Origin of the sequence: Anaerobranca gottschalkii DSM 13577, from assembly GCF_900111575.1 — a bacterium.
In the GTDB taxonomy this organism is placed as follows: domain Bacteria; phylum Bacillota; class Proteinivoracia; order Proteinivoracales; family Proteinivoracaceae; genus Anaerobranca; species Anaerobranca gottschalkii.
Genome location: NZ_FOIF01000009.1, coordinates 1 through 24188, shown reverse-complemented (window position 1 = coordinate 24188; position 24188 = coordinate 1). Strand labels below are relative to the sequence as shown.

Sequence of the window (24188 nt, the reverse complement as noted above, 5' to 3'; positions counted from 1 at the left end):
ATGGTTGTTAAATAAATTGGGTTTAGTAAACTTTTGGTATTATGACGAAGAGGAATTTGAATTGGAAAATGGCAAACTCCTCCTAAGAGGTGCCAATGGTTCAGGGAAATCGGTAACAATGCAAAGTTTTATACCTCTCCTTTTAGATGGTAATAAACGGCCAGAGAGGATTGACCCCTTTGGGACTTCTGCAAGGAGGATAGAAAATTATCTTTTAATGAAAGAAGGGGAAAATGAAAGGACCGCCTACCTTTATGCCGAGTTTAAAAAAGGGGATAGGTACTTAACCTTTGGCATGGGATTAAAGGCTGTTAAAGGTAAACCATTAGATTCTTGGTATTTTATTATTACCGATGGTAAAAGGGTGAAAAAGGATTTTTATCTTTATATTGACAAAGGTTATGAAAAAATTCCTTTAACAAAAAGGGAACTGAGAAATCGTTTAAGTGAAGGGGATTTTTATACAGAATCTCAAACAGAGTATAAAAGGAAAGTCAACGAATTTTTGTATGGCTATAGTGATCTGGAAAACTTCGATGAGTTAATGGATCTTTTGATTAATATCCGTAGCCCTAAACTTTCTAAGGACTTTAAACCAACTACTATTTACGGTATTTTAGAAAACTCCTTGAGGCAGCTGACTGAAGATGATTTACGACCAATGTCTGAAGCTATGGAAAATATGGATAATATTCAAGGGCGGATTAAAGATTTAGAGGAAGCTTTAAAGGCTTTAAAAAGTTTAGGAGAGCCATATGAAAAATATAATCAGTTTATTATTTATGATAAAGGGAAAAAGTATTTAGAAAAATATCGGGAAATAGAAAAGATAAAAAAGGAACAAAGGAATCTTTTGGAATTAGTAGAAAAAGAACAAGGGGAAGTAAGGGTATCTAGGGTAAAATTACAAGAATTAAAAGATCAATTAGAATTGGCAGAACAGAAGTTAAAGGAGTTTTCCCGAAGTGATATAAAAAATATTCGGGATGAGTTAGAGGAGATAAAGGCTGAGTTGGCTGAAGGGTATCGGGAGAAAAAAGTAAAAAATGATGAATTAGATACAAAAAAAGGTAGATTAAAGGAAAAGGAAGGTGAAAGGGAAAAAAATTTTGCTAAATTTCAGTTAATAGCTGAAGATATAGATAAAACTCTTCAAGAGATGGATGATTATGCAGAAGAATGTTGTTATGGAGGGCATCAACTTTTTAGAGAAGATCTTAATATAAAATTGATGGGAGAAGGGGCAGAAAAACACCGGGATAAGATTAAAAAAGGTAAAGAAGTTTTAGAAAAATTTAAACTTAAGAAAGCTGAGTTAGAAAAGGTTTTACAAAAAGAAGATAAGCTGGAAAGGGAAGTTAAAGGTGCCCAAAATAAAGTCAGGGAATCTGAAGAATATTTAACAGTTATTAAAGAAGAATACGTAGAAAATGTTGTTAAATGGAGTAGAAACAATGAATATATGATATTAGATGACAAAGAATTTCAAAGTATTTCTAGTTTAGTTTTTTCTTTAGAAAGAAGAGATGATTTAGCTACATTAAAAGATGGTGTAGTAAATCTATACCATAGGTTAAAAGGGGTAAGACAAGGGAAAATAGAAGGATGCAAACTTAAAATTGAGGAGTTTTTGAATAATATTTCTGAATTACAAAGGAAAATTAAAGAACTTGAAGAAGCTAAAGAAATAGAATTTCCTAAAGATGAAGAAGTCGAAAAAAATAGAGAGCTTTTAGAAAGGCTAAATATACCATATTTGCCACTGTATAAAGCTGTGGATTTTCTTCCCAATGTTAGTGAAGAAGTTCGAGGGAAAATAGAAGTAGCCCTTTTGGATATGGGGCTTTTAGATGCTTTAATTATTCCAGAAAAATATAAAGAAGAGATCCTAACTGCCGATAAAGGGGGAAGGGATAAATATTTGTTTCCTCAGCCGGCTTTTTTAAGTCATAACTTAAGCCAATATTTAAAGGTTGATCAAACTGCCATTGGAGAAATAACTTATGAAGATATCGATTTAGTGTTACAGAGCATCCAATTAGATGAAAGTGGAACAACATATTTAGATGAAAAGGGTAACTATGGAATTGGGATTATTAAAGGTAAAGTTGCAGAAAATTATTCTGTAAAATATATAGGGGAATCTGCTAGGAAAAAATATCGTTTAGAGAAAATCTCTTTATTAAAAGGGGAAATAGATAAAATAAAAGGATTGATTTTGGAAGAAGAAGAAAAAATCAGGACTTTAAAATATGAAATAGAAAGGATAGAGAGAGAATTAAAAAATTACCCTTCAAGTCTTGATATTTTAAAAGGAATGGAGATTGTCGATGAAGCAACGGCAGCATTAAGGGACTTGCAAAGGGAACTAACTAAGGTTTTGGCAGAAAAAGAAGTGTTGTTAAGTGAATTGGAAGAAGTTAAAAAAGAAGTATACACCGCTACAGAAGGATTAGCACTAGAAAAAAACTATGAAGGATATCTTCGGGGAGAACAGGGAATAGAAAGATATATCTCTGCTTTAAATCGCTTAGAATCTTTAGTTAATAATAAAGAGGTTTTAGAGGATTTATTAGTTATGGCTGAAGAAACTATAAGGGGTTTAGAAGAGGATATAGACAGGATTTTAGGGGAGTTAGATAGAAAAAACAGGTTTATTAAAGATAGGGAAAACAGAAAACAGGCTTGTGAGGAGCGGTTAAGGGAATTAGGTTATGAAGAGGTACAAGAAGAACTAGACAGGTGCTATAAAATAAAAGAAAGAAATCCTAGTGAAATTGAAAAGTATACTAGGGAAATTGCCGGGTTAGAAGAAAGGGTTAAAAATAATTATAGGCGGATTGAAGAGATAAAAGTAAAAATGAACAATGAAGAGAAAATCCTAGAAGTTTATCGGGATATTTTCGCAAAAGAAGTGGAGTTAGGATATATTTTTTCTAAGGAAAGGTTCAAAGATATACACAATTTAGCAGAGGAAATTGAAAGGAATTTTGAATTTACTGCTAAAAAATCTAAAAATGATTATGAAAGCAATCTCTATGGAAGTTTTTCGAGGTATAATGGAGTTTTACGGGATTATTTCCCTAAACTTACCAAAATAGAATTTTTCCACAAAGAAGCTGACGAAGATTCTCAATATTTTAAATATCAACAACTGTATTTTGATGCTGAGAGGATGGATTATCGCTTTAGGGTTGATGGTAAAGAAGTAGATCTATTTTTGTTGAAAGAAAGGATAAGTGAAGAATTAGAAGAAAATAAATTACTTTTGGAAGATAAAGAGAAGGAATTTTTTAGAGAGATTTTAATTAAAACCGTTTCCCGTAAGGTTAGTGCTAAAATCCGTCAATCGAAGAATTGGATTAAAAAAATGAATGGGATTATGGATTCTATGAATACTTCTAGTACTTTAAAATTAAGTTTAAAATGGGTACCTAAAAGGGCTGATAATGAATTTCAGTTAGATACAAAACGGTTGATTGAAATTTTGGAAAAAGAAGTAGTTGAACAGAAAGATATTGAACACCTGTCAAAACACTTTTCATCGAGGGTAAGGGAAATTCTACGGGAAAGTGAAGAAGGTGAAAGGAAAAATTATTTTACAGTTATCAAAGAAATTTTAGATTACCGGAAGTGGTATGAATTTAAACTTTATAGTAGTAAAGAAGGAGAGAGGGAAAAGGAACTGACCAACAATGCCTTTTATCAATTAAGTGGTGGAGAAAAGGCGATGGCAATGTATGTACCTTTGTTTACTGCTGTTTATTCCCGTTATGATATGGCTAAAAAGGATTGCCCGAGGATTGTGGCACTAGATGAAGCCTTTGCTGGTGTAGATGAAGAAAATATTAGGGATATGTTCAGGGTATTGAAGGAAATGGAATTAGATTATGTTTTAAATTCCCAGGTTTTATGGGGAACTTATGATACTGTTGATAATTTAGCTATTGCCCAGATAGAGAGGCCAGATAACTCTGAATATGTTTGTGTTACCCATTACCTTTGGAGAGGAAACCAATTGGAACTTAAAAATCTATAAAAATGATAGGTGATTTAAATGGATGAAGAAAAAATACTTGATCTAGAGCAAGAAATGGCGGATTTTTTACGGAATAATCATAAAAGGTATTCTAGATTTATGGAGGAGATAAGAAATAGATATCAGTCTTTAGGTGTAGTTGGTGGCAGTATCTATTTAAATAATCTTAATGAAGAAGAAAAGGACCTATTGTGTAAAATAGATATTAAGTATTTAGATGTTAAAGACGCTAAAATATCTGTTAAGAAGTTTTTAAAGGTTTTTAGTAATACAAGATTTAGTAATTGTAATTTTGAGAGAGTATTAAAATTGTATTTTAACAATAATTTGCAGACAAAAAAGGAAATTCAGAGGCTTAAACTAGAGGAAAAGGAGGGGTTTTTTCAAGGGATTTTAGACAAATTTTCCCAAACCCCTGGAGGAAACTGGTTGGCTAAAGCCTTAGAAAATAAAGGCTATGGTTATCAAAGGATAATAAAGGAATATGAAGGGGATAAGAACAATTTAACCATTGTTTTAGAAAAAGTAATAGAAGGACTAAATTATTTGCATGACTTTAGAAGCTTAGAAAGGTTGGCGATTTTTTCTTCTAAGTTGACAAAGGATCCCCATTTTTTCGATGAAAATACTTTGGGAGGCCAATTGCTCCTATATGGTTTGGGATATTTTAAGGGTGTCCCCTTCCCAGAAAATAGTGAAGAAAAAAAGGAATTGTTGTATTGTTTTGGATTGCTAAAGGATGAAATTTCAAATTACACAGTTTGTGGGAACATACAAGCTATTACTGCCTATGGAATACACCATGGGATAGCCGGTTTTGTAGAAAATAACGAACCTATCCACCTTAACCTTTGGAATTTATCTTCGATAGAAGAAATCTATTGTCAAAATAAAGTTATTTTTGTATTTGAAAATCCTTCCGTTTTTAGTGAAGTTTTTGTAAAAACTCAAAAGGTTAAACCCTCACTATTATGTTCATCTGGTCAATTAAAATTAGCATCTTTGGTCTTTTTAGATAAAGGGGTGGCAAATCTTGAAAGGATATATTATGCAGGGGATTTTGATCCAGAGGGCTTACAAATAGCAGAAAAATTGAAAAAGAGATATGGAGAAAAACTGGTCTTTTGGAGATATGATATAGATAATTATAGAATTTCTATATCAAACAATAAGTATGACGATAATAGACGGAAAAAGTTAGAGGGAATTACTTCTAAGGAATTGGCTCCATTGGTTAAAGAAATGTTGGATAAGGGATATTGTGGTTATCAAGAACTATTAATAGAAGATTATGTAAAAGATATTATCCATATTTTAAAGGGAAGTTAGACTTTTTTAGACCTTTTTTGAGGTCTTTTTTCTTTTTTTTAAAGGATTATCCAGATCTTTGTCGAAATAAAGTATATTATGTTTAGTATTATTTACTAAGTTTTGGAGGGATATATTTGTGGAGCGTCCTAAACTTACGATTTTTTTAATTATATTTCTTGTATTCACCTTAATAGGGATAGTTATTGGTAATCAAAAATGGGTACAAAGTAGTAGGGTAAAACCAGGGCAATATCACTTAGAACCTCCATCAATTGAAAGGAATAAAGGAGATATTGTTGAAGATGAAACAGATGATATAGATGAAGAAAATGAAGAAGAGGAAGAAATGCCTCAAATCCACTGTCTCTTTAAACGTCAGGGCTGATGCTACAACAGATAGTGAAAGGGTTGGTAGTTTTAGTCCAGGACAAGAAGTAATAATTACCGGTCAAGTTAACAATGGTTGGTATAGGGTTGACTATCTAGGCAGGGTAGCCTATGTACACGGTAATTATTTATCTGATCAACGTTAAAATAAAAAGTCTTCCTAAAAGGGGAAGATTTTTATTTTTCCCTTGCAATAGAACATATGTTCGATTAAAATATATTATAAAGATTAAAAATAAGCTGTGTGTGAGATAAGGGAGGAGGAAAAAAATGAAGAAGAACGACTTAGGGAAGATAATAAGGGAAATTGCAGCGATTATCCCAATTTATTTACCAGGTAGGGGAATTGCCAGTCAAATTCACTTAAAAAAAGGTGAAGTATTGTTAGATAAACGGGATAGTAAAAAAATAGTAGCTGACTTAGCTGCCCTTTTAGCCGTTGATTTGGGGGGATTAAAAAAATTTGTCAGACTTAAATTGAATATTAGAAATACTGTGCCATTGCCCTTGAATCCTGAATTATTGTTTGTTCCTATTAGGGTTAGAAAGCCCGTTGTACCTCGGGATTGCGCTACTGGTTATTTTAACTACTTTTGTATTGAGGATGTTTTGGAAAAGGACAAGTTTGCCCAAATCATTCTTGTTGACGGCAAGAAAATAGATACTATTCAACGGGAGAGAACTATTCGCAATACAATTTTATTTGCCAATTTAGCTTACCGAGAATGGCAGTTTAATTACGTAAATCCCTTTGTAAAAGGGGTGGGGAAAGAACTTTATAAATCTGCGAAACTAGAAATGATCAAAAACATCATGGAAGATGATTTTAGGTATTAAAAATTAAAATCTTATTAAGTTTACTTCCATACAACCGATATATAGAGTATAATGATTTTATAATAGAAAAACTGGAGGGGTAAAAATGCTTAACAATCCATATCAACAATACCGACAAACTCAAATTCAAACTGCTTCACCGGGGGAACTGGTTTTAATGTTATACAATGGTGCAATCAAAAATATTAACAATGGGTTGGAGCATCTAGATAAAGGGGAGAAACAAGAGTTTCGCCAAAAAATTGATAAAGCACTGGATATAGTAACTGAGTTAATGGTAAATTTAAAGCCAGAGGGTGGAGAGATTACAAAAAACTTGAGCTCTTTATATGATTTTGTAATACATAGGTTAATAACAGGCAGTGCTAAATATGATCAAAGGGAGATAAAAGAAGGACTATCTATTATCACTGGTCTTAGAGATACATGGAAAGAAATGTTAGATCAAAGTAAAAAGAAATTGGATTAAAAATTATAAAAGAAGAATAAAATATTTTAGAAAAATCCTTTTATTTTGTAAAGAATAGAAGGATTTTTCGAATTAATGGGGAATATTATTAATTAACACCTAACAAAAGGAGTTGAGGTATCTATGAAGATTATCACAAGGGGAAAAAACATTCCAGTAACAGAAGGATTAAGGCAACATGTAGAAAAGAGGATTGGCAAGCTAGAAAAGTATTTTGATGAAAATACAGAAGCTCAAGTTACTTTAAGTGTAACAAAAGATTCCCATATCGTAGAGGTGACGGTGTTACTAAACGGTGGATTATTGTTAAGGGCAGAGGAAGAATCACAAGATATGTATGCCTCTATAGACATGGTAATAGAAAAGTTAGAAAGGCAAACTAGGAAATATAAAACCCGGGTAAACAGAAAAGCCCGTCAAGAAAGTATTAAAGACTTTATGGGAGATTCTACTATAAAAGTGGAAGAAGATTTAGATGAACCAAAGGTTGTCAGGGTGAAAAAATTTAATATGAAACCCATGGTTGTAGATGAGGCTATTTTACAGATGGATTTATTAGGCCACGATTTCTTCGTTTTTGTAAATGGTGAAACCGACGATATTAACGTAGTATATCGTAGGAAAAATGGGGATTATGGCTTAATTGAGCCTCAATATTAAAAACTGCCCAGTGCTCAGGCACTGGGTTTTTTGAGGAAGGTGATATTTATGGAGAAAAAATTGTATCGCTCCAGAAAAGATGTGGTGATAAGTGGGGTATGTGGAGGTATCGGTGAATATCTAGGAATAGATCCGGTGTTAATCCGACTACTTTGGGTACTAATTGCTGCTACCACTTCAGGAGGTGGACTGATAGCTTATATTATTGCTGCCATCATTATGCCCCAGGCACCTAAAGGGTATAAAGAATCTGGAGATGTAGAGAGTGCTGAATGTGTGGAAAAAGAAGTTTATGAAGTAAAAGAGGGTAAAAGTTCAGCTGGGTCTAAAGTTTTTGGTTTATTGTTAATCTTAATCGGAGGTTTCTGGCTAAGTAAAAACTTCGTAGATTTATCTTGGTTATATCGGATAAATTATAGATTATTCTTTTATTATGCCCGATATGCTTTTCCTGGTATATTAATCCTTTTAGGTGTATATCTTATTTTTAGCAAGAAATAATTATTAAAGGAAATTTTAGGAGGGAGAAAATATGGAAAAAAGGCTTTATCGTTCCCAAAGCAATAAAATGATAGCAGGGGTGTGTGGTGGTATTGCAGAGTATTTTAACATCGACCCTACAATAGTTAGACTATTGTGGGTATTTTTCGCCTTAATGGCGGGAGGCGGACTCATAGCTTATATTATAGCAGCAATTATTATTCCTTCAAAAATGTAAAAACTACTAAAACATGGTTATAGTTTTAACCATGTCAGACTGAAGACAAAATATAGACAAAGTCATCATCAGCTGTGGTAATTAAACAAAGATACGATTAAGTTGAGGAGATAGATTTAAGAGCTGATTAGATAAAAGGAAGAAGGGGAAAAATTCCTTCTTCCTTTTAGATAGAAGCCTTAAATCTCGACGCAGAACTTTGTTAGAATGTTTAATTACCACAGCCTTTATTCTTTTTATGGTAAATTTGTGATATAATTAATTTAAAAAAATCAGGTGATGGAAAATGTACAAAGACTTAGATTTAGCAATATTAGCTGGTGGTGGTTCTACCCGAATGGGTTTACATAAAGGTAATCTTACTATAGAAGGTAAATCCTTTGTAGATCATATTATTTCTACTATTGGTCCACTCTTTGCCAATATTAATGTAATAGATAATGGTTTGCAAAATACCAAAGTTTTTGGGGTAAATTACTATAATGACCCTTTACAAATCAGTACTAAAAGTTCTTTATTAGGGGTATACAGTGCTTTATATTACAGTAAAAATCCCCAAACCTTTATCATAGGTTGTGATACCCCCCTAGTTAATCCCAAAGTGGTGGAATACATAATCAGTCAAAGGGATAAAGGGGATATTGTAGTTCCTATAGCCAATGGTCGTTTTCAACCCCTTTACGGGATATATAGCAAAAAAATTCTCCCTAGAGTGAAAGAGACTTTACTTCAAGACTTACATAAAATTAAAATTATACTCGATGAATTTAATACATACTATATTCCAGAGATAGAACTTAAAAAAATCGATCCAGATTTAGAGTTTATCAAAAACTTCAATTACTTTTCCGATTATCAACAATATCTAAAGGGGATAGAGAACTAATTTAGTTGTTTTTTTTATGGGGAAGTGTTAAAATAAAATAATAGAAAATTTTGGGGAAACTTTCCCTTAGTAACAGAATAGGTTCAGGGGGTTGAAAAATGATTGGATTAATATCTAAGATCTTTGGATCATATAACGATAGAGAAATTAAGCGTTTAAGTAAAATCGTCGATGTTGTCAATGGCTTTGAAGAAGAGATTAAAAAATTGTCTGATGAACAATTACGAAACAAGACCGCTGAGTTTAAAGATAGATTGGCAAAAGGGGAAACCCTTGATGATATTTTGCCAGAAGCCTTTGCTGTAGTCAGGGAAGGGGCAGTTAGAACCTTAGGTATGCGCCACTTTGATGTACAAATACTAGGTGGTATTGTACTACATCAAGGTAGAATAGCGGAAATGAAAACCGGTGAAGGTAAAACTTTAGTTGCCACTTTACCGGCCTATTTAAATGCCCTAGAAGGAAAAGGTGTCCATGTAGTTACTGTCAATGACTACCTTGCCACTAGGGACAGTCAGTGGATGGGTAAAATCTATGAATTTTTAGGGCTAAAAGTAGGATTAATTGTCCATGGCATGAGCTCTAGTGAAAGAAGAGAAGCCTATGCCTGTGATATTACCTATGGTACTAATAATGAATTTGGCTTTGATTATTTAAGGGATAATATGGCATTATACAAAGAAGACCTTGTACAAAGGGATCTTCACTATGCAATTATTGACGAAGTAGATAGTATCTTAATAGATGAAGCAAGGACTCCATTAATTATCTCAGGACAAGTAGAACAAGATATCAGTATGTACTACCGTTATGCTAAATTAATACCTAAACTAAAAAATGAAGTCCATTATTCTGTAGATGAAAAGGCTAATACTGTAGTCCTCACTGAAGAGGGTATTAGAGAAGTAGAAAAACAGTTAGGTATTGAAAACCTTTATGATGATGAAAATATGGAAATATCCCATCATATCAACCAAGCCCTGAGAGCCCATGTATTAATGAAACGGGATAGGGATTATGTAGTACAAAACAATCAAGTTATAATTGTCGATGAATTTACCGGCCGTTTAATGCACGGTAGAAGGTATAGCAATGGTTTACACCAAGCTATTGAAGCTAAAGAAGGGGTTAAAATTGAAAGGGAAAGTCAAACTTTAGCTTCAATCACTTATCAAAATTACTTCAGAATGTATAAAAAACTAGCAGGAATGACCGGTACTGCTTTAACAGAAGAAGAAGAGTTTCGTAAAATTTACGGTTTAGATGTAGTAGTTATTCCTACTAATTTGCCAATGATTAGAATAGATTTACCTGATGTTGTTTATCGTACAGAAAAAGGTAAATTTCAAGCTGTAATTAGGCAAGTTGAAGAATGTTATCGCAAAGGACAGCCTGTCCTTGTTGGTACCATAAGTATAGAAAAGTCTGAACTCCTTTCTGAAATGTTAAAGAGGAAGGGTATTCCCCATACTGTGTTAAATGCAAAATATCATGAAAAGGAAGCGGAAATTGTTGCCCAAGCGGGACAAAGGGGGGCTGTCACTATTGCTACCAATATGGCTGGTAGGGGTACCGATATTGTCCTTGGGGAAGGTGTAAAGGAGTTAGGTGGACTTTACATTATAGGTACCGAAAGGCATGAGTCTAGAAGGATTGACAATCAGTTAAGGGGTAGGGCTGGTCGTCAAGGAGACCCAGGGGTATCCCAATTTTATATCTCCCTTGAAGACGATTTGATGCGACTTTTTGGTTCAGAGAAAATTATGGGGATGATGGATAAATTGGGGATGGATGATAATACTCCAATTGAACATCCTCTCCTCAGTAAAACAATTGAAAATGCTCAAAAAAGGGTAGAAGCTAGAAACTTTGATATAAGGAAGCATGTTCTTCAATATGACGATGTAATGAATCAACAAAGGGAAGTAATTTACAGACAAAGGAAAGAAGTACTCCTTGGAGAGAAATTAGAAGATAAAATTATCGGCATGATCGATAAAGTAATCGAAAGATCTGTAGATCTTTTTGCCCATGAAGAATTATACCCTGAAGACTACGATTTAAAGGGATTACTTGAATATGCTGAATCCACTTATTTACTTCCAGATGATGTTTCTTTAGAGAATTTACAGGGTTTACACAGGGAAGAAATTTTAGAACTCTTTAAAGAAAAGGTTAGAGAAAACTACCGGAAACGGAAAGAAGAGTTAAAAGAACTGATGGAAGAGCTAGAAAGGGTAATTGTCTTAAGGACAGTTGACAGAAAGTGGATGGACCAAATCAGTGCTATGGATGATTTAAGGCAAGGCATTGGTTTGCGGGCCTTTGGTCAAAAGGATCCGTTAATTGAGTATAAATTTGAAGCATATAATATGTTCCAAGCAATGATAGAAAGTATTCAAGAAGAAGTGGCTAGATTGATCTTTAGGGTTCAGATAACTTCCACACCAGTAAGACGGGCGGTGGCAGTAGCTAAGGAAACTTCTGCTGCCGGTTCAGAAAGTAATGTAAAACAAACCCCTGTTAAAACTAATAAAGTGGGGAGAAACGATCCTTGTCCATGTGGAAGTGGCAAGAAATACAAAAAATGCTGTGGCTAATGGTTCCATTAGCCACTGAATTTGTTTAAGGAGTGTGATAAAAATGTTTCCAGAACTGAAAAGTAAATTTCGGGAAATGGAGAATAGACTAGTAGAATTGGGTGTTTCCCTTTGATGTAGAGGGTAAGAAGGAGGAAATTCTCCGTTTAGAAGAAGAAATGGCTCGACCGGATTTTTGGGAAGATAGGGAAAAATCCTCTCAAATATTAAGTAAAATATCGGAATTAAAAGATGTTGTTAATAAATTTACAAAACTTGAGGGAATCCTAACAACCGGTAAAGAACTCCTAGATTTGTTAGAATTAGAAGAAGATCCCCAGCTCCTTAGAGAGTTAGAAGAAAGTGTTCAAGGTTTAGAAAAAGACTTAGAAAATCTAGAATTAAGCCTATTATTGTCTGGGAAATATGACGGTAATAATGCTATTTTATCACTACACCCTGGAGCAGGTGGATTGGAGTCTTATGATTGGGCCCAGATGCTTTATAGGATGTATACGAGATGGGCAGAAAAAAGAGGTTATACCGTAGAAATTTTAGATTATTTACCAGATATAGAAGCTGGACTTAAAAGTGTTACAATATTAGTTAAAGGGAAAAATGCCTTTGGATATCTAAAAGGGGAAAAGGGTGTCCATCGATTAATTAGAATATCTCCCTTTGATTCTTCTGGCAGAAGGCACACTTCCTTTGCCTCGGTAGATGTTTTGCCGGAAATGGAAGAGGGAGAAGAAATAAAGATATCCCCTGATGAAATCAAAGTAGATACTTATAGAGCCAGTGGAGCGGGAGGTCAGCATGTTAATAAAACTGACTCTGCCGTTAGGATTACCCACCTTCCTACAGGGATAGTAGTACAATGTCAAAATGAAAGATCCCAACACTCCAATAAAGCCGCAGCTTTAAAAATTCTGGCTGCAAAATTGGCGGAAAAGCAGCGGTTAGAACAGCAAAAGGAGTTAGAGAAAATAAGGGGAGAGCAAAAGGAAATAGGCTGGGGAAGTCAAATAAGAACTTATGTCTTCCATCCCTATAGTTTGGTTAAAGATCACAGAACAAATGTTGAAGTGGCCAACGCCCAAGGGGTTTTAGATGGAGATATCGATAAGTTTATTGACGGTTATTTAAAAAGTTTGGTGGTAGAAAAAAATGTATAAAAAAATATTTTTAAGTTTAATAATCCTTTGTCTTTTATTACTAGTTGTTTTAGAAATAGCTACACCTTATTTATTGGACCTTTATACAGGGAAGGAACTTGGTAAAGTAGGTGTTGAGGATTATCAAATAATTATTACTTCCCCAAGACCTTTTATTCTATCCTTGCTTAAAGGGGAATTAACCGGTAATATTGTTATTGAGGAATATAATGCAGGCCTAACCTTTGAAAAACTATTTATTACATTCAGTGACTTAGGTTTAAATAGCGGTGACTTTAGATTTTCTGGGATAGTTAGTGAAGAAGAATTAAATTATTATATTAAAAACAATTGGGGTAGCGAATTAAATATTATTCTTTCAGAAGGTCAAGGAAGTATTTCATTACCTGTAAATCTCTTTTTTATAACATTAGAAGCTAGTATTAAAGGTTTTTTTGAAGTAAAAGCTAATAATGAAGTGTTTTTCGAGGTTCAAGAGGTAATAATTAACCTACCTGGATTTGAACAACAAGTAATAGATTTTCTAAAGGGTTATGAATTTAGGTTAGATTTTGGACAATTAACTAGTATTCAAATAGAAAATATTGATGTAAAAGAAGGTTACTTAAATATTACAGGAAAAATAGTAAGATAAGGGGTGAAATAATGCGTTTAATTAAAGAGTATACGATGATAGTAATCGGATGCTTTATAATGGCAATAAGTTTAAATGGTTTACTTATCCCCAATAAAATAGCTGCAGGGGGAGTAAGTGGTTTAGCAACAGTCCTTTATTACTTATTCGGTTTACCGGTAAGTATCACTATAGTAGTTGTGAATATTCCCCTATTTATTGCTGGGGTCGTTTATTTAGGTAAAAAGTTTGGTGTAAAAAGTTTAGTGGGAACTTATTTATTACCTGCATTGATCGCTTTTACAGAATGGACCCCTGTTTTTACCGAAGACCTTTTATTAGCTACCATCTTCGGAGGCGTATTGATGGGAGTAGGTTTAGGCATTATATTTAGAGCCGGTGGATCTACAGGGGGAACGGCTTTAGCTGGGCAGCTATTAAACAAATTTTTTGGTTTCACTGTAGGACAATCAATTTTAATTATTGACTTTTTAGTAATTGCTTTTGCTGGAATGGTATTTAATGCAGAACTTGCCATGTATGCACTAATTTCTGTTTATGTAACCGGTAAAGTAATTGATTTGACACAACAAGGTTTTAGGGTTTCTAAGATGGCTTACATCATTTCTAATAACCCCCAAGAAATTAGTGAAGCTATTTTGTATAAATTAAACCGAGGCGCCACAAGCTTAAAAGGTAAAGGAGTTTATACCGGTGAAAAAAGGGATATCCTTTTTTGTGTAGTAAGTCAAATGGAAATTGCTAAACTTAAGGAAATCGTCTATGAAGTAGATAAGAAAGCATTTGTAGTTGTTAGTGATGTCACTGAAGCTTTAGGTGAAGGTTTTTCCAGTATAGAATAATTTTTAAAGGAGGTAAAAATTGTGGAAAATCTAAAGGTAATTGCTAAACAAGTGAGGAGAAATATCTTAGAAATGGTTACTGCAGGGAAATCTGGTCATCCAGGAGGTTCATTATCAGCTGTAGAAATTCTAACAGCTCTATATTTCCATGTAATGAACATTGATCCTCAAAATCCACACAAAAAAGATAGGGATCGCTTTGTGTTAAGTAAAGGCCATGCCTCACCAGTTCTTTATGGTGTTTTAGCAGAGCGGGGCTTTTTCCCTAAGGAAGAAATGAAAGGTTTTAGAAAAATCGATTCATTATTACAAGGTCATCCCGATATGAAAGCTATCCCTGGAGTGGATATGACTTCAGGTTCTCTTGGGCAAGGGTTATCAGTAGCCAATGGTATGGCTTTAGCAGGGAAGTTAGATAACAGCCCATATTATGTTTACGTATTGCTAGGTGATGGAGAAGTTCAAGAAGGACAAGTGTGGGAAGCTGCCATGACTGCTGCCCATTACAAGTTAGATAATGTTATTGCTTTCTTAGATTACAATGGTCTACAAATTGATGGTGATGTTGAAGATGTAATGGGTGTAACACCACTAGATAAAAAATGGGAAGCTTTTAACTGGCATGTACAGGTTATCGATGGCCATAATTATGATGAAATATTGGCAGCTATCGAAAATGCTAAAAATACTAAAGGCAAACCTTCAATAATCATTGCTAAAACTGTAAAAGGTAAAGGGGTTTCCTTTATGGAAAACAAAGCAGAGTGGCATGGCACAGCACCTAGTGAAGAACAATTGCAACAAGCCTTAAAAGAACTAGAGTAAGGAGGTAAGATAGATGACTAAAATAGCTACTAGGGATGCATATGGTAAGGCTTTAGTGGAGTTAGGAAGGAATAATAAAGATATTGTGGTATTAGATGCTGATTTATCAAAATCTACGAAAACCGCAAATTTTTATAAAGAGTTTCCTGAAAGATTTTTTAACGTAGGGATAGCAGAAGCTGATTTAATGGGAACAGCTGCGGGGTTAGCTACAGCAGGTAAAATTCCCTTTACTTCTACCTTTGCAATTTTTGCTACTGGCAGGGCCTATGATCAAATAAGGAATTCAATTGCTTATCCTAAATTAAATGTTAAAATAGCTGCTACCCATGCTGGTTTAACAGTTGGTGAAGATGGAGCAACCCATCAAGCTTTAGAAGATATAGCTTTAATGCGAGCTATACCCAATATGACTGTAATAGTTCCAGCCGATGGTCCAGAAACTGAAAAGGCGGTAAAAGCTGCTGCAGAAATGGAAGGGCCTGTATACATAAGATTAGGTAGAGCTGGAGTTCCTGTGATCAATGATGAAACTTATAATTTCCAAATTGGAAAAGGTGTAGTTTTAAAAGAAGGTAATGATGTAACAATAGTTGCTACAGGAATAATGGTAAGTCAAAGTTTAGAAGGGGCAGAAATTTTAGAAAAAGAAGGGATTAGTGTAGAAGTAATTAATATCCATACTATCAAGCCTATTGATAAAGATTTGCTGATTAAATCGGCAGCAAAAACCGGTGCCGTTGTTACTGCAGAAGAACACAACATTTTTGGTGGATTAGGTAGTGCTGTTTGTGAAGTATTAGCTCAACATCAACCAGTACCAGTAGAATTTGTCGGAGTTGAGGATACTTTCGGTGAATCGGGAACTCCCGATGCTTTACTTAAAAAATACCGTTTAACTCCAGATAATATTGTAGAAAAAGTAAAAAAAGTTATAGGTAGAAAATAAGACAAGGAGGCAGATTCGCCTCCTTTAGTTTATATATTAAGTCTTTTTCTAATCTTTAATGCTATAGGAATTGTAATAAAAATTTTCAATAGGTCACCAGGGAGGTAAATGGTCATTCCTTTTAAAAGGGTGATTAAACTTAAATCATTACCAGCTATTTTGTTTAATATAAACCAAAGATAGGTAATTCCAATACAGTAGAGAATTAGATTCCCTAATAATAACATTGAAATAACCTTAAAATTATTTCCCTTAGCAAATCCTGAAAAATAGGCTAAAGGAAGGAAACCGATGATAAACCCAAAGGTTGGAGTTAGAACATAGCCTATTCCTCCACCTCCGGTAAAGATAGGAAGTCCTAAAAGACCTAAAAAAATATAGAGTAATTGACTTAACACGCCATATTTGCTACCTAAAAGGAGTCCAGCAAACATTACAAAAAGGGTTTGTAAACTTATGGGAGCAGGATACATAGGAACTTGAATTAATGCCCCTATATACGTTAAAATTGCAAAGAAGCTAGTTAGTATTAGAATTTTTATACCATTCTTTGAGGGAAACATCACCACTAAACACCTTCCTAATCTGTTTATTGTCATCTTCAATAATTAGGCTGCCATCATTGCCGATATCTTTGGCAAAACCTTCTTCTTTTCCTTTAAAGCTAGAAATTATAATTCTTTTTCCTAAAAGTGTGGACTGTTCTTTGTTTATGATTAAAATATCTTCCCTTTTGTCAGTTAAAAATAACTGGTAATATTTTTGGATACAATTTAAAATTTCTATCAGTAAATAGTTAAGATTTACTTCTTTTTTGACTACATCCTTTAGAGATAACCCTATACCTTTCAGTTCAGGATGTATAGGGTTATTTACATTTATCCCTATTCCAACAATGAGGTAATCTACTTTATCCATATCCCCTTTCACACCCGTTAAAATGCCGGCCAGTTTTTTTCCATCCCAGATGATATCATTAGGCCACTTGATTTTTACCTCAATACCTAGATGATTATATAGTCCTTCCCACATAGCAGCAGCCATCGTCAAGGTTATTAAGGGCAATTCTTCCATTGGTAGTTGGGGTTTCAGTAAAAGGGAAAACCACAGGCCCCCTTCTGGGGATGACCAAGACCTACCTAATCTTCCGATGCCACCCCATTGTCTTGAGGCAATTAACACACTTTTATCTGGCAAAGAATTTCCTAGTTCTTTCATTAACTTATTAGTTGATTCGACTTCTTTTTCTACAATAACCCTTTGCCAAAAACTACCTAAAGAAAGTTCTAAGTAATAGCTGTTTATATCAGTTGGGATTTTTTTTAAGGAATATCCTTTGTTAGTTACCCCATCGATCTGGTAACCTTCTTTACGTAGTATTTCTACAGCTTTCCAAACGGCGTTTCTACTAACTCCTAATTTTTCACTTATGTATTGACCAGATAGTCTTTTGTGGGGATTTTCTAATAGGATCTTTAGTACTTTTATAGTGATATCCATCAATAGCACCTCTGTTCACAAAATATATCAGAAAAAAACTTCCAGCATAAAAGAAAACTAAGATTGTATCAAAAGTATAAGTTATGAAAGGTGGATTGTCAACTCAGGAGATAGTATTTTGGTGACAATCTTGAGAAGATTTTACCATTGTAAAGGAAGAAATTCAATGCTTTAATATTTATATAGAAAAAAATTGCTGAATTGAAAATTATTATAGAGGAATTACAGGAAATGTGTCGAAATAATAAATGTCAAAAAGAATTTATTGATCCTCTATCTTTAATTGACGCAGCAATTTTTTAGTTACACCAAATATACTTAGAATGAGGAGTGAAATTTTGTGATAATTTTTCAAAATGTTTCAATATGTTATCCCAATGGTACTTATGCATTAACAGATGTTAATTTAAAAATAGATAAAGGTGAATTTGTATATATTGTAGGACCTAGTGGTGCAGGGAAATCCTCTTTACTTAAAGCAATCTATAAAGAAGTTGATATTAAAAAAGGTCAGCTATTTATGTTTAATCGCAATGTCACTATGATGAAAGACAGGGAAATTCCATATCTGAGAAGGCAGATGGGAGTTGTTTTCCAAGATTTCCGTTTGCTATCAGAAAAAAATGTTTATGATAATGTTGCCTTTGCCTTAAGGGTAATTAATACACCGAGCCGGGAAATTAAAAAGAAAGTCTTACAAGTCCTAGAATTTGTTGGATTACAAGATAAAATTAAAAATTATCCCCATCAATTATCAGGGGGAGAACAGCAGCGGGTTTCTATTGCCAGAGCTTTGGTAAACCAACCCTCTTTACTAGTTTGTGATGAACCAACGGGTAATCTCGACCCTGAAACATCTGAAGAAATTATGTCTTTACTTAATAAAGTTAATTTAAGGGGAACTACAATTGTTATGGCCACCCATGCCAGAGATATAGTTGATAGATATCGCCACAGGGTAATCGGAGTAAAAAATGGAAAAATAGTCAGAGATGATGTTAAGGGAGGTTATAACAATGATTTTTAGAAATGCCCTCTATTTTACAAAAGAGGCTGTCTTAGGGGTTTCCAAAAATCGCTGGATGACCATAGCTTCTGCAGGAGTGACCTTTGCCACATTATTAGTCTTAGGTATTTTTATAATTTTCAATAGTAATTTACAAGTGATGATTGATGAATTAAAGTCCCAAGTTGAAATTGTTGCATACCTGGATTTAGAAGCTGAAGAACAACATATAGATTTAGTAAGGGATGAACTGTTAACCATTCGAGGTATAAAAGAAATCCGCTATGTTTCTAAAGAAGAGGCCCTTCAACGTTTGCGGGAAATATTAGGGGAATATGAAGATATAACTGCTGGTTTTGATGAAAGAAATCCTTTGCCGGCAAGTTTTGAGATAGCATTAGAAGATCCTGAACAGGTTGGAGATATTGCTCAAAGGATTGAAAATATACCTTTTGTTGATAATGTCCAATATGGCCAAGAAGTTGTAGAAAAACTCTTTACCGCTCTAAATTTAATACAGTGGATTGGTTTTAGCTTTATGACTATTATGTTTATTATGGCAGTATTTTTAATTTCAAATACAATTAAACTTACAGTTTATGCGAGAAGGAAAGAAATCACAATAATGAAATTCGTTGGTGCAACAGATTGGTTTATCCGCTGGCCATTTATTATTGAAGGATTATTGTTAGGGGCAATTGGAACAGGTATTTCTTTATTAATCCTATACTATGGCTACAACTATGCATTAGAAACAGTTTATAATAATATTCCTGAAAGTATGATAACAATTCCATTGCTTACCCTTGACCAAATTTTCCCTATTTTAGTGAGGTATTTAACAGTTCTTGGTTTAGGTTTAGGTGCTTTAGGTAGTGGAATTTCACTAAGGAGATTTTTGAAAGTGTAAATTATAAAAAAAGGGAAGGAGGAGATTGTTTTCTATGGGGAAACTAAAGGTCATATTAATAATCGCACTTTCTTTAATACTAACATTATCAGCTATTTTACCAGCTTGGGCTAATCAACTTGATGAAAAAAGGGATGAATTGAAGGAAGTCCAGAGGGGTATTAATGAGGCTGAAAGGGAAAAGAAAGAGCTAGAAGATAATATCAGGGAAATTCAAAGGAATATTGCCCAAATTGAAGAAGAATTAGTCCAGCAAAGAAGACGGGTTGATTCAATTAATACTGAAATCAAAAATACTGAACTTCTTATTCAGTTAAAAGAACAGGAAATTGCTGAAACAGAAAGATATTTAGAAGAACAAACTGCCTATTTTGAAGCTAGGATGAGGGCCCTTTATCAAAGGGGAAGTGTTGGTTATTTAGAAGTTCTCCTTTCTGCGACAAACTTTTCAGATTTCATTACAAGATTTAATTTCCTAAGGACTATGATAGAAGATGACGTCCGTTTAGTAGAGGAAATTAAGGAGAAAAAAGCTTTTTTAGAAGAAGAGAGAATTGAACAGGTCAATAGGAGACAAAGGCTTATAATATTAAAAGAAGAAGCCCTTGATGTCCAAGTTCAAATAGAAAAAAATATGGCAGAACAAAATGCATTGGCCAGAAAATTACAGAGTCAGATGCATAGACTAGATTCATATATCAAACAAATGGAAGAAGCTCTTAAGGAAATAGAAGCAGAAATTAAGAAGATGGAAGAAGAGATAAGAAAGAGACAACAGCAAAATACTGGGCAAACCACTGGAAAATACGCATGGCCAGTACCAGAATTCGGATATGCTTGGATAACCTCCCACTTTGGTCCTAGATGGGGTGGCATGCACTGGGGAGTGGACATTGGTATACCCCATAACAGATGGCCAGCTTCTCCTAACTACATAGGTAGACCAGCAGATGTAGTGGCTGCCGATGGAGGAGAGGTAATAATAGCTGTAGGCAGGTCAGGAGCCCCCACTGATAGAGGATTTTTAGGCAATAGGGAAGGTGGCGGATATGGTAGATATGTAGTTATTTACCATGATAACGGCCATGTCACTGTATATGCCCACCTCCATGATGTATTTGTAAAAGCAGGAGATACTGTTCAAAAGGGACAGAGAATTGGTACTGTCGGCAGTACTGGAAACTCCACAGGACCCCATTTACACTTTGAGATTAGGGTAAACGGACAAAGGGTTAATCCACTCCTTTTCTACTAAAGTTATAAATAAGGGCAAGGATTGTGATTTATCACAAAAACTTGCCTTTTTATTTTTCTTTTAAAAAGGGAAATATTAATCTTTAGCGAATAATAATATATAATATATTAAAAGTTAGGTGTCTTAGAGGGCATAATAATCTGGCGGGGTGATAATAGTGAAAAAAACTAGGATTTTAACAGCATTAGTAGTGTTATTGTTTATAACTAATTTTTTCTTTTTTGTAGTAGGGTATAATATCGGTTCAAAAAGTTTAGCAGATGATTTCGGGAATAATTCTAGTCCCCAATTCGTAGAAAAGCTAAACAGAATAATACATATAATAAATGATTATTATTTTAATGATTATCAGTGGGAAAAGATAGAAAATCATGTTTACCGTGAGATTATATCTGCATTAGGGGATCCTTACAGCGAATACCTTACGCCAAGGGATATTGAAGATATGCAGATCCGTTCTGGAAGGAGTTATGGGGGGATAGGTGTTGAAGTTACCATGAATAACGGAAGGGTAACTGTTGTAACACCTATGGATGGAAGTCCGGGACAAAAGGCTGGTCTTTTACCTGGTGATATTATTGTAGAAGTTGATGGTAAAAGTGTCGAAGGCTTAAGTTTATCTGAGACAGTGGATTTAATTCGGGGTGAGCCTGATACTGAAGTGGTATTGGGAATTATTAGAGAAGGGTTGCCAGACATTATCAGAGTTTCTATTATTCGGGGTATTATTACAACTACAGCGGTGAAATATGAACTTCTTCAAGAAGGATTAGGTTATATTAAACTTACCAGATTTGCAGAAGGAGCAGATGAAGATTTTGCTAAAGCTTTAAGAAGTTTAAGGGAACAGGGAATGGAAAACTTAATCATTGATCTAAGGGGCAACCCTGGAGGATACCTCAATGTTGTGGTTAATATTGCCCAGCTTTTAGTTCCCGAAGGTGAAGTGGTTTATATGGAAGATAAACATGGTAATAGGGTTCGCACTTATACTTCAAATTTAAAAGAACGGGACTTTGAAGTAGTGGTATTAATTGATGAATTTAGTGCCAGTGCTTCAGAAATCTTAGCAGGAGCTTTAAAGGATAGGGAGGCAGGAACTTTAATAGGTCAGAAGACCTTTGGAAAAGGTTCTGTTCAAACATTGATTGATTTAAGGGATGGTAGTGCAGTAAAACTTACTGTTCAAAAATATTTTACCCCAAGTGGAGCAGTAATTGATGGTGTTGGTGTTTCTCCCCATATTGAAGTGGAACAGCCACCAGAAGCTAGATTTTCAAATTTCGTTTATAAAGGTCGGTTAGAAGTAGGGAGCAGCGGTTTAGATGTGGTAATTCTCCATAAAATATTGTATTATTTAGGTTATGGGGAAGACAGAGATGACCCTAATTTCACAGAGAAAACTAAAGAAGGGGTAATAAAATTCCAAAGGGCTAACGGCCTTCCAGCTACAGGTATAGTAGATAGACAAACAGGAGAAAAGATTAATGCTGTCTTTGCAGAACTTCAAAGGGAAAGGGATTTACAATTGCAAAAAGCAATTGAGTTTTTCAAATAGAAGTATAGGGTGAAAAGAAAGGTGATGGGAGAGAGAAAATGTTTCCATTTATCGAGATAATTAAATTAATTTTACAAACAATGGTCAATAGTCTTCCCTATGGTTTCCTTATACCGATATTTATTGTCCTGTTATTAGTTAAAAGGCAATATAAAAAACAAATGATGATGGAAATAAATATCTTTGGGATTAGTATTACTAGACCTTTTAAGCAGACTTTAACATCCTTTGGATATGGTTTAATTGGAGGTTTGTTAGGTAGTATTATATTGGTTTTTGTAGGTGTCGATATAAATTCCACCGGTATCCTTTTTGTCTGGCCAGTGGCACTGTTGTTACTATTGTACAGTCCCCGCTATATGTGCTTTTCTTATGCCGGAGGAATCGTCGGTGTCTTAGTGTTATTTGTACGGGGGATATTGCATATATTCCCTGTGGAAAGTTTACCTTCTGTTGTTAATACCTTTGTTAATATCAACCTAGCTGCCTTAATGGCAGTGGTGGGAATTTTACACCTTGTTGAAAGTATCTTGATTTACTTAAGTGGAGCAAAGGGGACGACTCCAGTATTTGTCAAAATTAAAGATCAATTTGTCGGTGGTTACAGTTTAGTGAGATTTTGGCCAGTTCCGATTGTTGTCCTAATGGCTATGAGTTTCTTACCTGATGAAGTGGCAGGAACTACTATAGCAATGCCTGATTGGTGGCCCCTTATCAAAGCTAATATAACTATTCCTCAAGGTTATCAACTAATGTATGCCACTTTACCGGTAATGGCTGCCTTAGGATATAGTGATCTTGCCATATCTACTAATCCTAGGGAAAAATCTAAAAAAACTGCATTTAAATTAGCATTTTATAGTATAATGTTAATTATCCTTGCAGTAGGGGCGGCATATTTTCCTTATTTTACCTTTATTCCCGTTTTATTTGCACCATTGGCCCATGAATTTCTTATTGTCACTTCTATAAATAAAGAATTGCAAGGAGAGCCATTATTTACAGCACCCGATGAAGGTGTTAAGGTATTGGCGGTATTACCTAATTCGGTGGCTGAAAAAATGGGAATCCAGCCTGGTTATATCATAACAAGGGTAAATGGAGTTTTTGTGGAGAATGAAGAACATTTTAAAGAGCTATTAGTAGATGTTTCCACATATATTAAATTCGAAGTTATAGATAACAATGGAAGACATAGACATGTTCAAGCTCCCCTTTTTGGGAAAAGGAAACAATTGGGTTTACTGATCATTCCTAAGGATCCAGAGTTAGGGGTAGCTATTAAAGGGGATAGTCCTTTAGAAAAGTTGTGGAAGAGAATCTGTGGTAATTAAGAAGGGGGCTTCCCTTCTTTTTTTGTTGCTTAGGAAAGTATAGATTGCTAGGTATGTGGATAAATGTTATTATGTAGTGGGGTGAGTTGTTTATGGCTACTGGAATAATAAAACAAATATTTGAAGATAAATGGGGAGAGTTTAAAGAAAAATACCCAATTAGGCCAACAGTATTGTCAGAAGTAAAAAAGATGCTAACTTGTAAAGATATGAGTGAAGGATATAGCAAATTTTGTTGTCCGACATGTAATGAAGTCAGATATGTAGGCTTTACCTGTAAGAGTCGCTTCTGTACATCTTGTGGTCGGAAAGCA

The 24188-nt window shown here is 34.3% G+C and carries 24 protein-coding genes; 22 read left to right on the top strand and 2 right to left on the bottom strand.

The window, feature by feature from the left end; genetic code table 11:
- Positions 1–4 precede the first annotated feature (4 nt).
- The 16 genes from BMX60_RS04135 (at position 5) to BMX60_RS04060 (ending at position 16311) form a co-directional block, all read left to right on the top strand.
- Positions 5–4039 (top strand): SbcC/MukB-like Walker B domain-containing protein, encoded by a 4035-nt coding sequence (locus tag BMX60_RS04135; RefSeq protein ID WP_207648390.1) that lies wholly within the window; start codon positions 5–7, stop codon positions 4037–4039.
- An 18-nt stretch (positions 4040–4057) separates the two neighbouring features.
- A complete protein-coding gene (locus tag BMX60_RS04130) occupies positions 4058–5368 on the top strand; it encodes a TIGR02679 domain-containing protein (RefSeq protein WP_091349475.1) in 1311 nt (436 codons plus the stop codon).
- 118 nt (positions 5369–5486) lie between these two features.
- On the top strand, positions 5487–5735 hold the full coding sequence (locus BMX60_RS04125; RefSeq protein ID WP_091349473.1) for a hypothetical protein: 249 nt from the start codon (positions 5487–5489) through the stop codon (positions 5733–5735).
- A complete protein-coding gene (locus BMX60_RS04120) occupies positions 5680–5883 on the top strand; it encodes an SH3 domain-containing protein (protein ID WP_177159693.1) in 204 nt (67 codons plus the stop codon). Before BMX60_RS04125 ends, BMX60_RS04120 begins: the two co-directional genes overlap by 56 nt.
- Before the next feature lie 124 nt (positions 5884–6007).
- A complete protein-coding gene (locus BMX60_RS04115; RefSeq protein ID WP_091349470.1) occupies positions 6008–6574 on the top strand; it encodes a hypothetical protein in 567 nt (188 codons plus the stop codon).
- An 85-nt stretch (positions 6575–6659) separates the two neighbouring features.
- Positions 6660–7043 carry a flagellar export chaperone FliS gene (fliS, locus tag BMX60_RS04110; protein WP_091349468.1) on the top strand — a complete coding sequence of 128 codons (384 nt, stop codon included), beginning with the start codon at positions 6660–6662 and terminating at the stop codon, positions 7041–7043.
- A gap of 123 nt (positions 7044–7166) precedes the next feature.
- A complete protein-coding gene (gene hpf, locus BMX60_RS04105; protein WP_091349467.1) occupies positions 7167–7703 on the top strand; it encodes a ribosome hibernation-promoting factor, HPF/YfiA family in 537 nt (178 codons plus the stop codon).
- A 48-nt stretch (positions 7704–7751) separates the two neighbouring features.
- On the top strand, positions 7752–8204 hold the full coding sequence (locus BMX60_RS12415) for a PspC domain-containing protein (RefSeq protein ID WP_091349465.1): 453 nt from the start codon (positions 7752–7754) through the stop codon (positions 8202–8204).
- Between the two features lie 31 nt (positions 8205–8235).
- Positions 8236–8421, top strand: a complete 186-nt coding sequence (locus tag BMX60_RS04095; RefSeq protein ID WP_091349464.1) for a PspC domain-containing protein — start codon at positions 8236–8238, stop codon at positions 8419–8421.
- Between the two features lie 286 nt (positions 8422–8707).
- A complete protein-coding gene (locus tag BMX60_RS04090) occupies positions 8708–9307 on the top strand; it encodes a molybdenum cofactor guanylyltransferase (protein ID WP_091349462.1) in 600 nt (199 codons plus the stop codon).
- Between the two features lie 98 nt (positions 9308–9405).
- Positions 9406–11907 (top strand): preprotein translocase subunit SecA, encoded by a 2502-nt coding sequence (gene secA / locus BMX60_RS04085; RefSeq protein ID WP_091349460.1) that lies wholly within the window; start codon positions 9406–9408, stop codon positions 11905–11907.
- 43 nt (positions 11908–11950) lie between these two features.
- Positions 11951–13061 (top strand): peptide chain release factor 2 gene (gene prfB, locus BMX60_RS04080; protein WP_177159692.1). Its coding sequence is split into 2 segments (ribosomal slippage): positions 11951–12019 and positions 12021–13061, totalling 1110 coding nucleotides; the frame shifts between segments, so codons are not numbered across the junction.
- Complete coding sequence (locus tag BMX60_RS04075; RefSeq protein ID WP_091349457.1) at positions 13054–13695, top strand: hypothetical protein; 642 nt, start codon at positions 13054–13056, stop codon at positions 13693–13695. The genes prfB and BMX60_RS04075 overlap by 8 nt, the downstream gene beginning before the upstream one ends.
- A gap of 11 nt (positions 13696–13706) precedes the next feature.
- The gene (locus BMX60_RS04070; protein WP_091349455.1) at positions 13707–14537 is read left to right on the top strand and encodes a YitT family protein; all 831 of its coding nucleotides are present in this window, start codon (positions 13707–13709) and stop codon (positions 14535–14537) included.
- An 18-nt stretch (positions 14538–14555) separates the two neighbouring features.
- On the top strand, positions 14556–15362 hold the full coding sequence (locus tag BMX60_RS04065; RefSeq protein ID WP_091349454.1) for a transketolase: 807 nt from the start codon (positions 14556–14558) through the stop codon (positions 15360–15362).
- 13 nt (positions 15363–15375) lie between these two features.
- Positions 15376–16311: a transketolase family protein gene (locus BMX60_RS04060; RefSeq protein ID WP_091349452.1), complete on the top strand. Its 936-nt coding sequence runs from the start codon at positions 15376–15378 to the stop codon at positions 16309–16311.
- A 29-nt stretch (positions 16312–16340) separates the two neighbouring features.
- Here the strand turns inward: BMX60_RS04060 and BMX60_RS04055 are convergent, their stop codons facing one another.
- Entirely contained in the window at positions 16341–16874 is a 534-nt protein-coding gene (locus tag BMX60_RS04055; protein ID WP_207648389.1) for a biotin transporter BioY, read from the bottom strand.
- Positions 16831–17811 carry a biotin--[acetyl-CoA-carboxylase] ligase gene (locus BMX60_RS04050; protein ID WP_091349449.1) on the bottom strand — a complete coding sequence of 327 codons (981 nt, stop codon included), beginning with the start codon at positions 17809–17811 and terminating at the stop codon, positions 16831–16833. The genes BMX60_RS04055 and BMX60_RS04050 overlap by 44 nt, the downstream gene beginning before the upstream one ends.
- 340 nt (positions 17812–18151) lie before the next feature.
- Here BMX60_RS04050 and ftsE point away from each other — a divergent pair, with 340 nt between their 5' ends.
- The 6 genes from ftsE to BMX60_RS04020 form a co-directional block, all read left to right on the top strand.
- Entirely contained in the window at positions 18152–18838 is a 687-nt protein-coding gene (gene ftsE / locus BMX60_RS04045) for a cell division ATP-binding protein FtsE (RefSeq protein WP_091349447.1), read from the top strand.
- Positions 18828–19727: a permease-like cell division protein FtsX gene (ftsX, locus tag BMX60_RS04040; RefSeq protein ID WP_177159690.1), complete on the top strand. Its 900-nt coding sequence runs from the start codon at positions 18828–18830 to the stop codon at positions 19725–19727. Before ftsE ends, ftsX begins: the two co-directional genes overlap by 11 nt.
- Positions 19728–19761: 34 nt before the next feature.
- Complete coding sequence (locus BMX60_RS04035) at positions 19762–20982, top strand: murein hydrolase activator EnvC family protein (protein ID WP_091349444.1); 1221 nt, start codon at positions 19762–19764, stop codon at positions 20980–20982.
- 157 nt (positions 20983–21139) lie between these two features.
- On the top strand, positions 21140–22540 hold the full coding sequence (locus BMX60_RS04030) for a S41 family peptidase (protein WP_177159689.1): 1401 nt from the start codon (positions 21140–21142) through the stop codon (positions 22538–22540).
- Between the two features lie 38 nt (positions 22541–22578).
- Positions 22579–23874: a PDZ domain-containing protein gene (locus BMX60_RS04025; RefSeq protein WP_091349441.1), complete on the top strand. Its 1296-nt coding sequence runs from the start codon at positions 22579–22581 to the stop codon at positions 23872–23874.
- A 92-nt stretch (positions 23875–23966) separates the two neighbouring features.
- A partial coding sequence (locus tag BMX60_RS04020) for a transposase zinc-binding domain-containing protein (RefSeq protein ID WP_177159688.1) occupies positions 23967–24188 on the top strand: 222 nt, incomplete at its 3' end.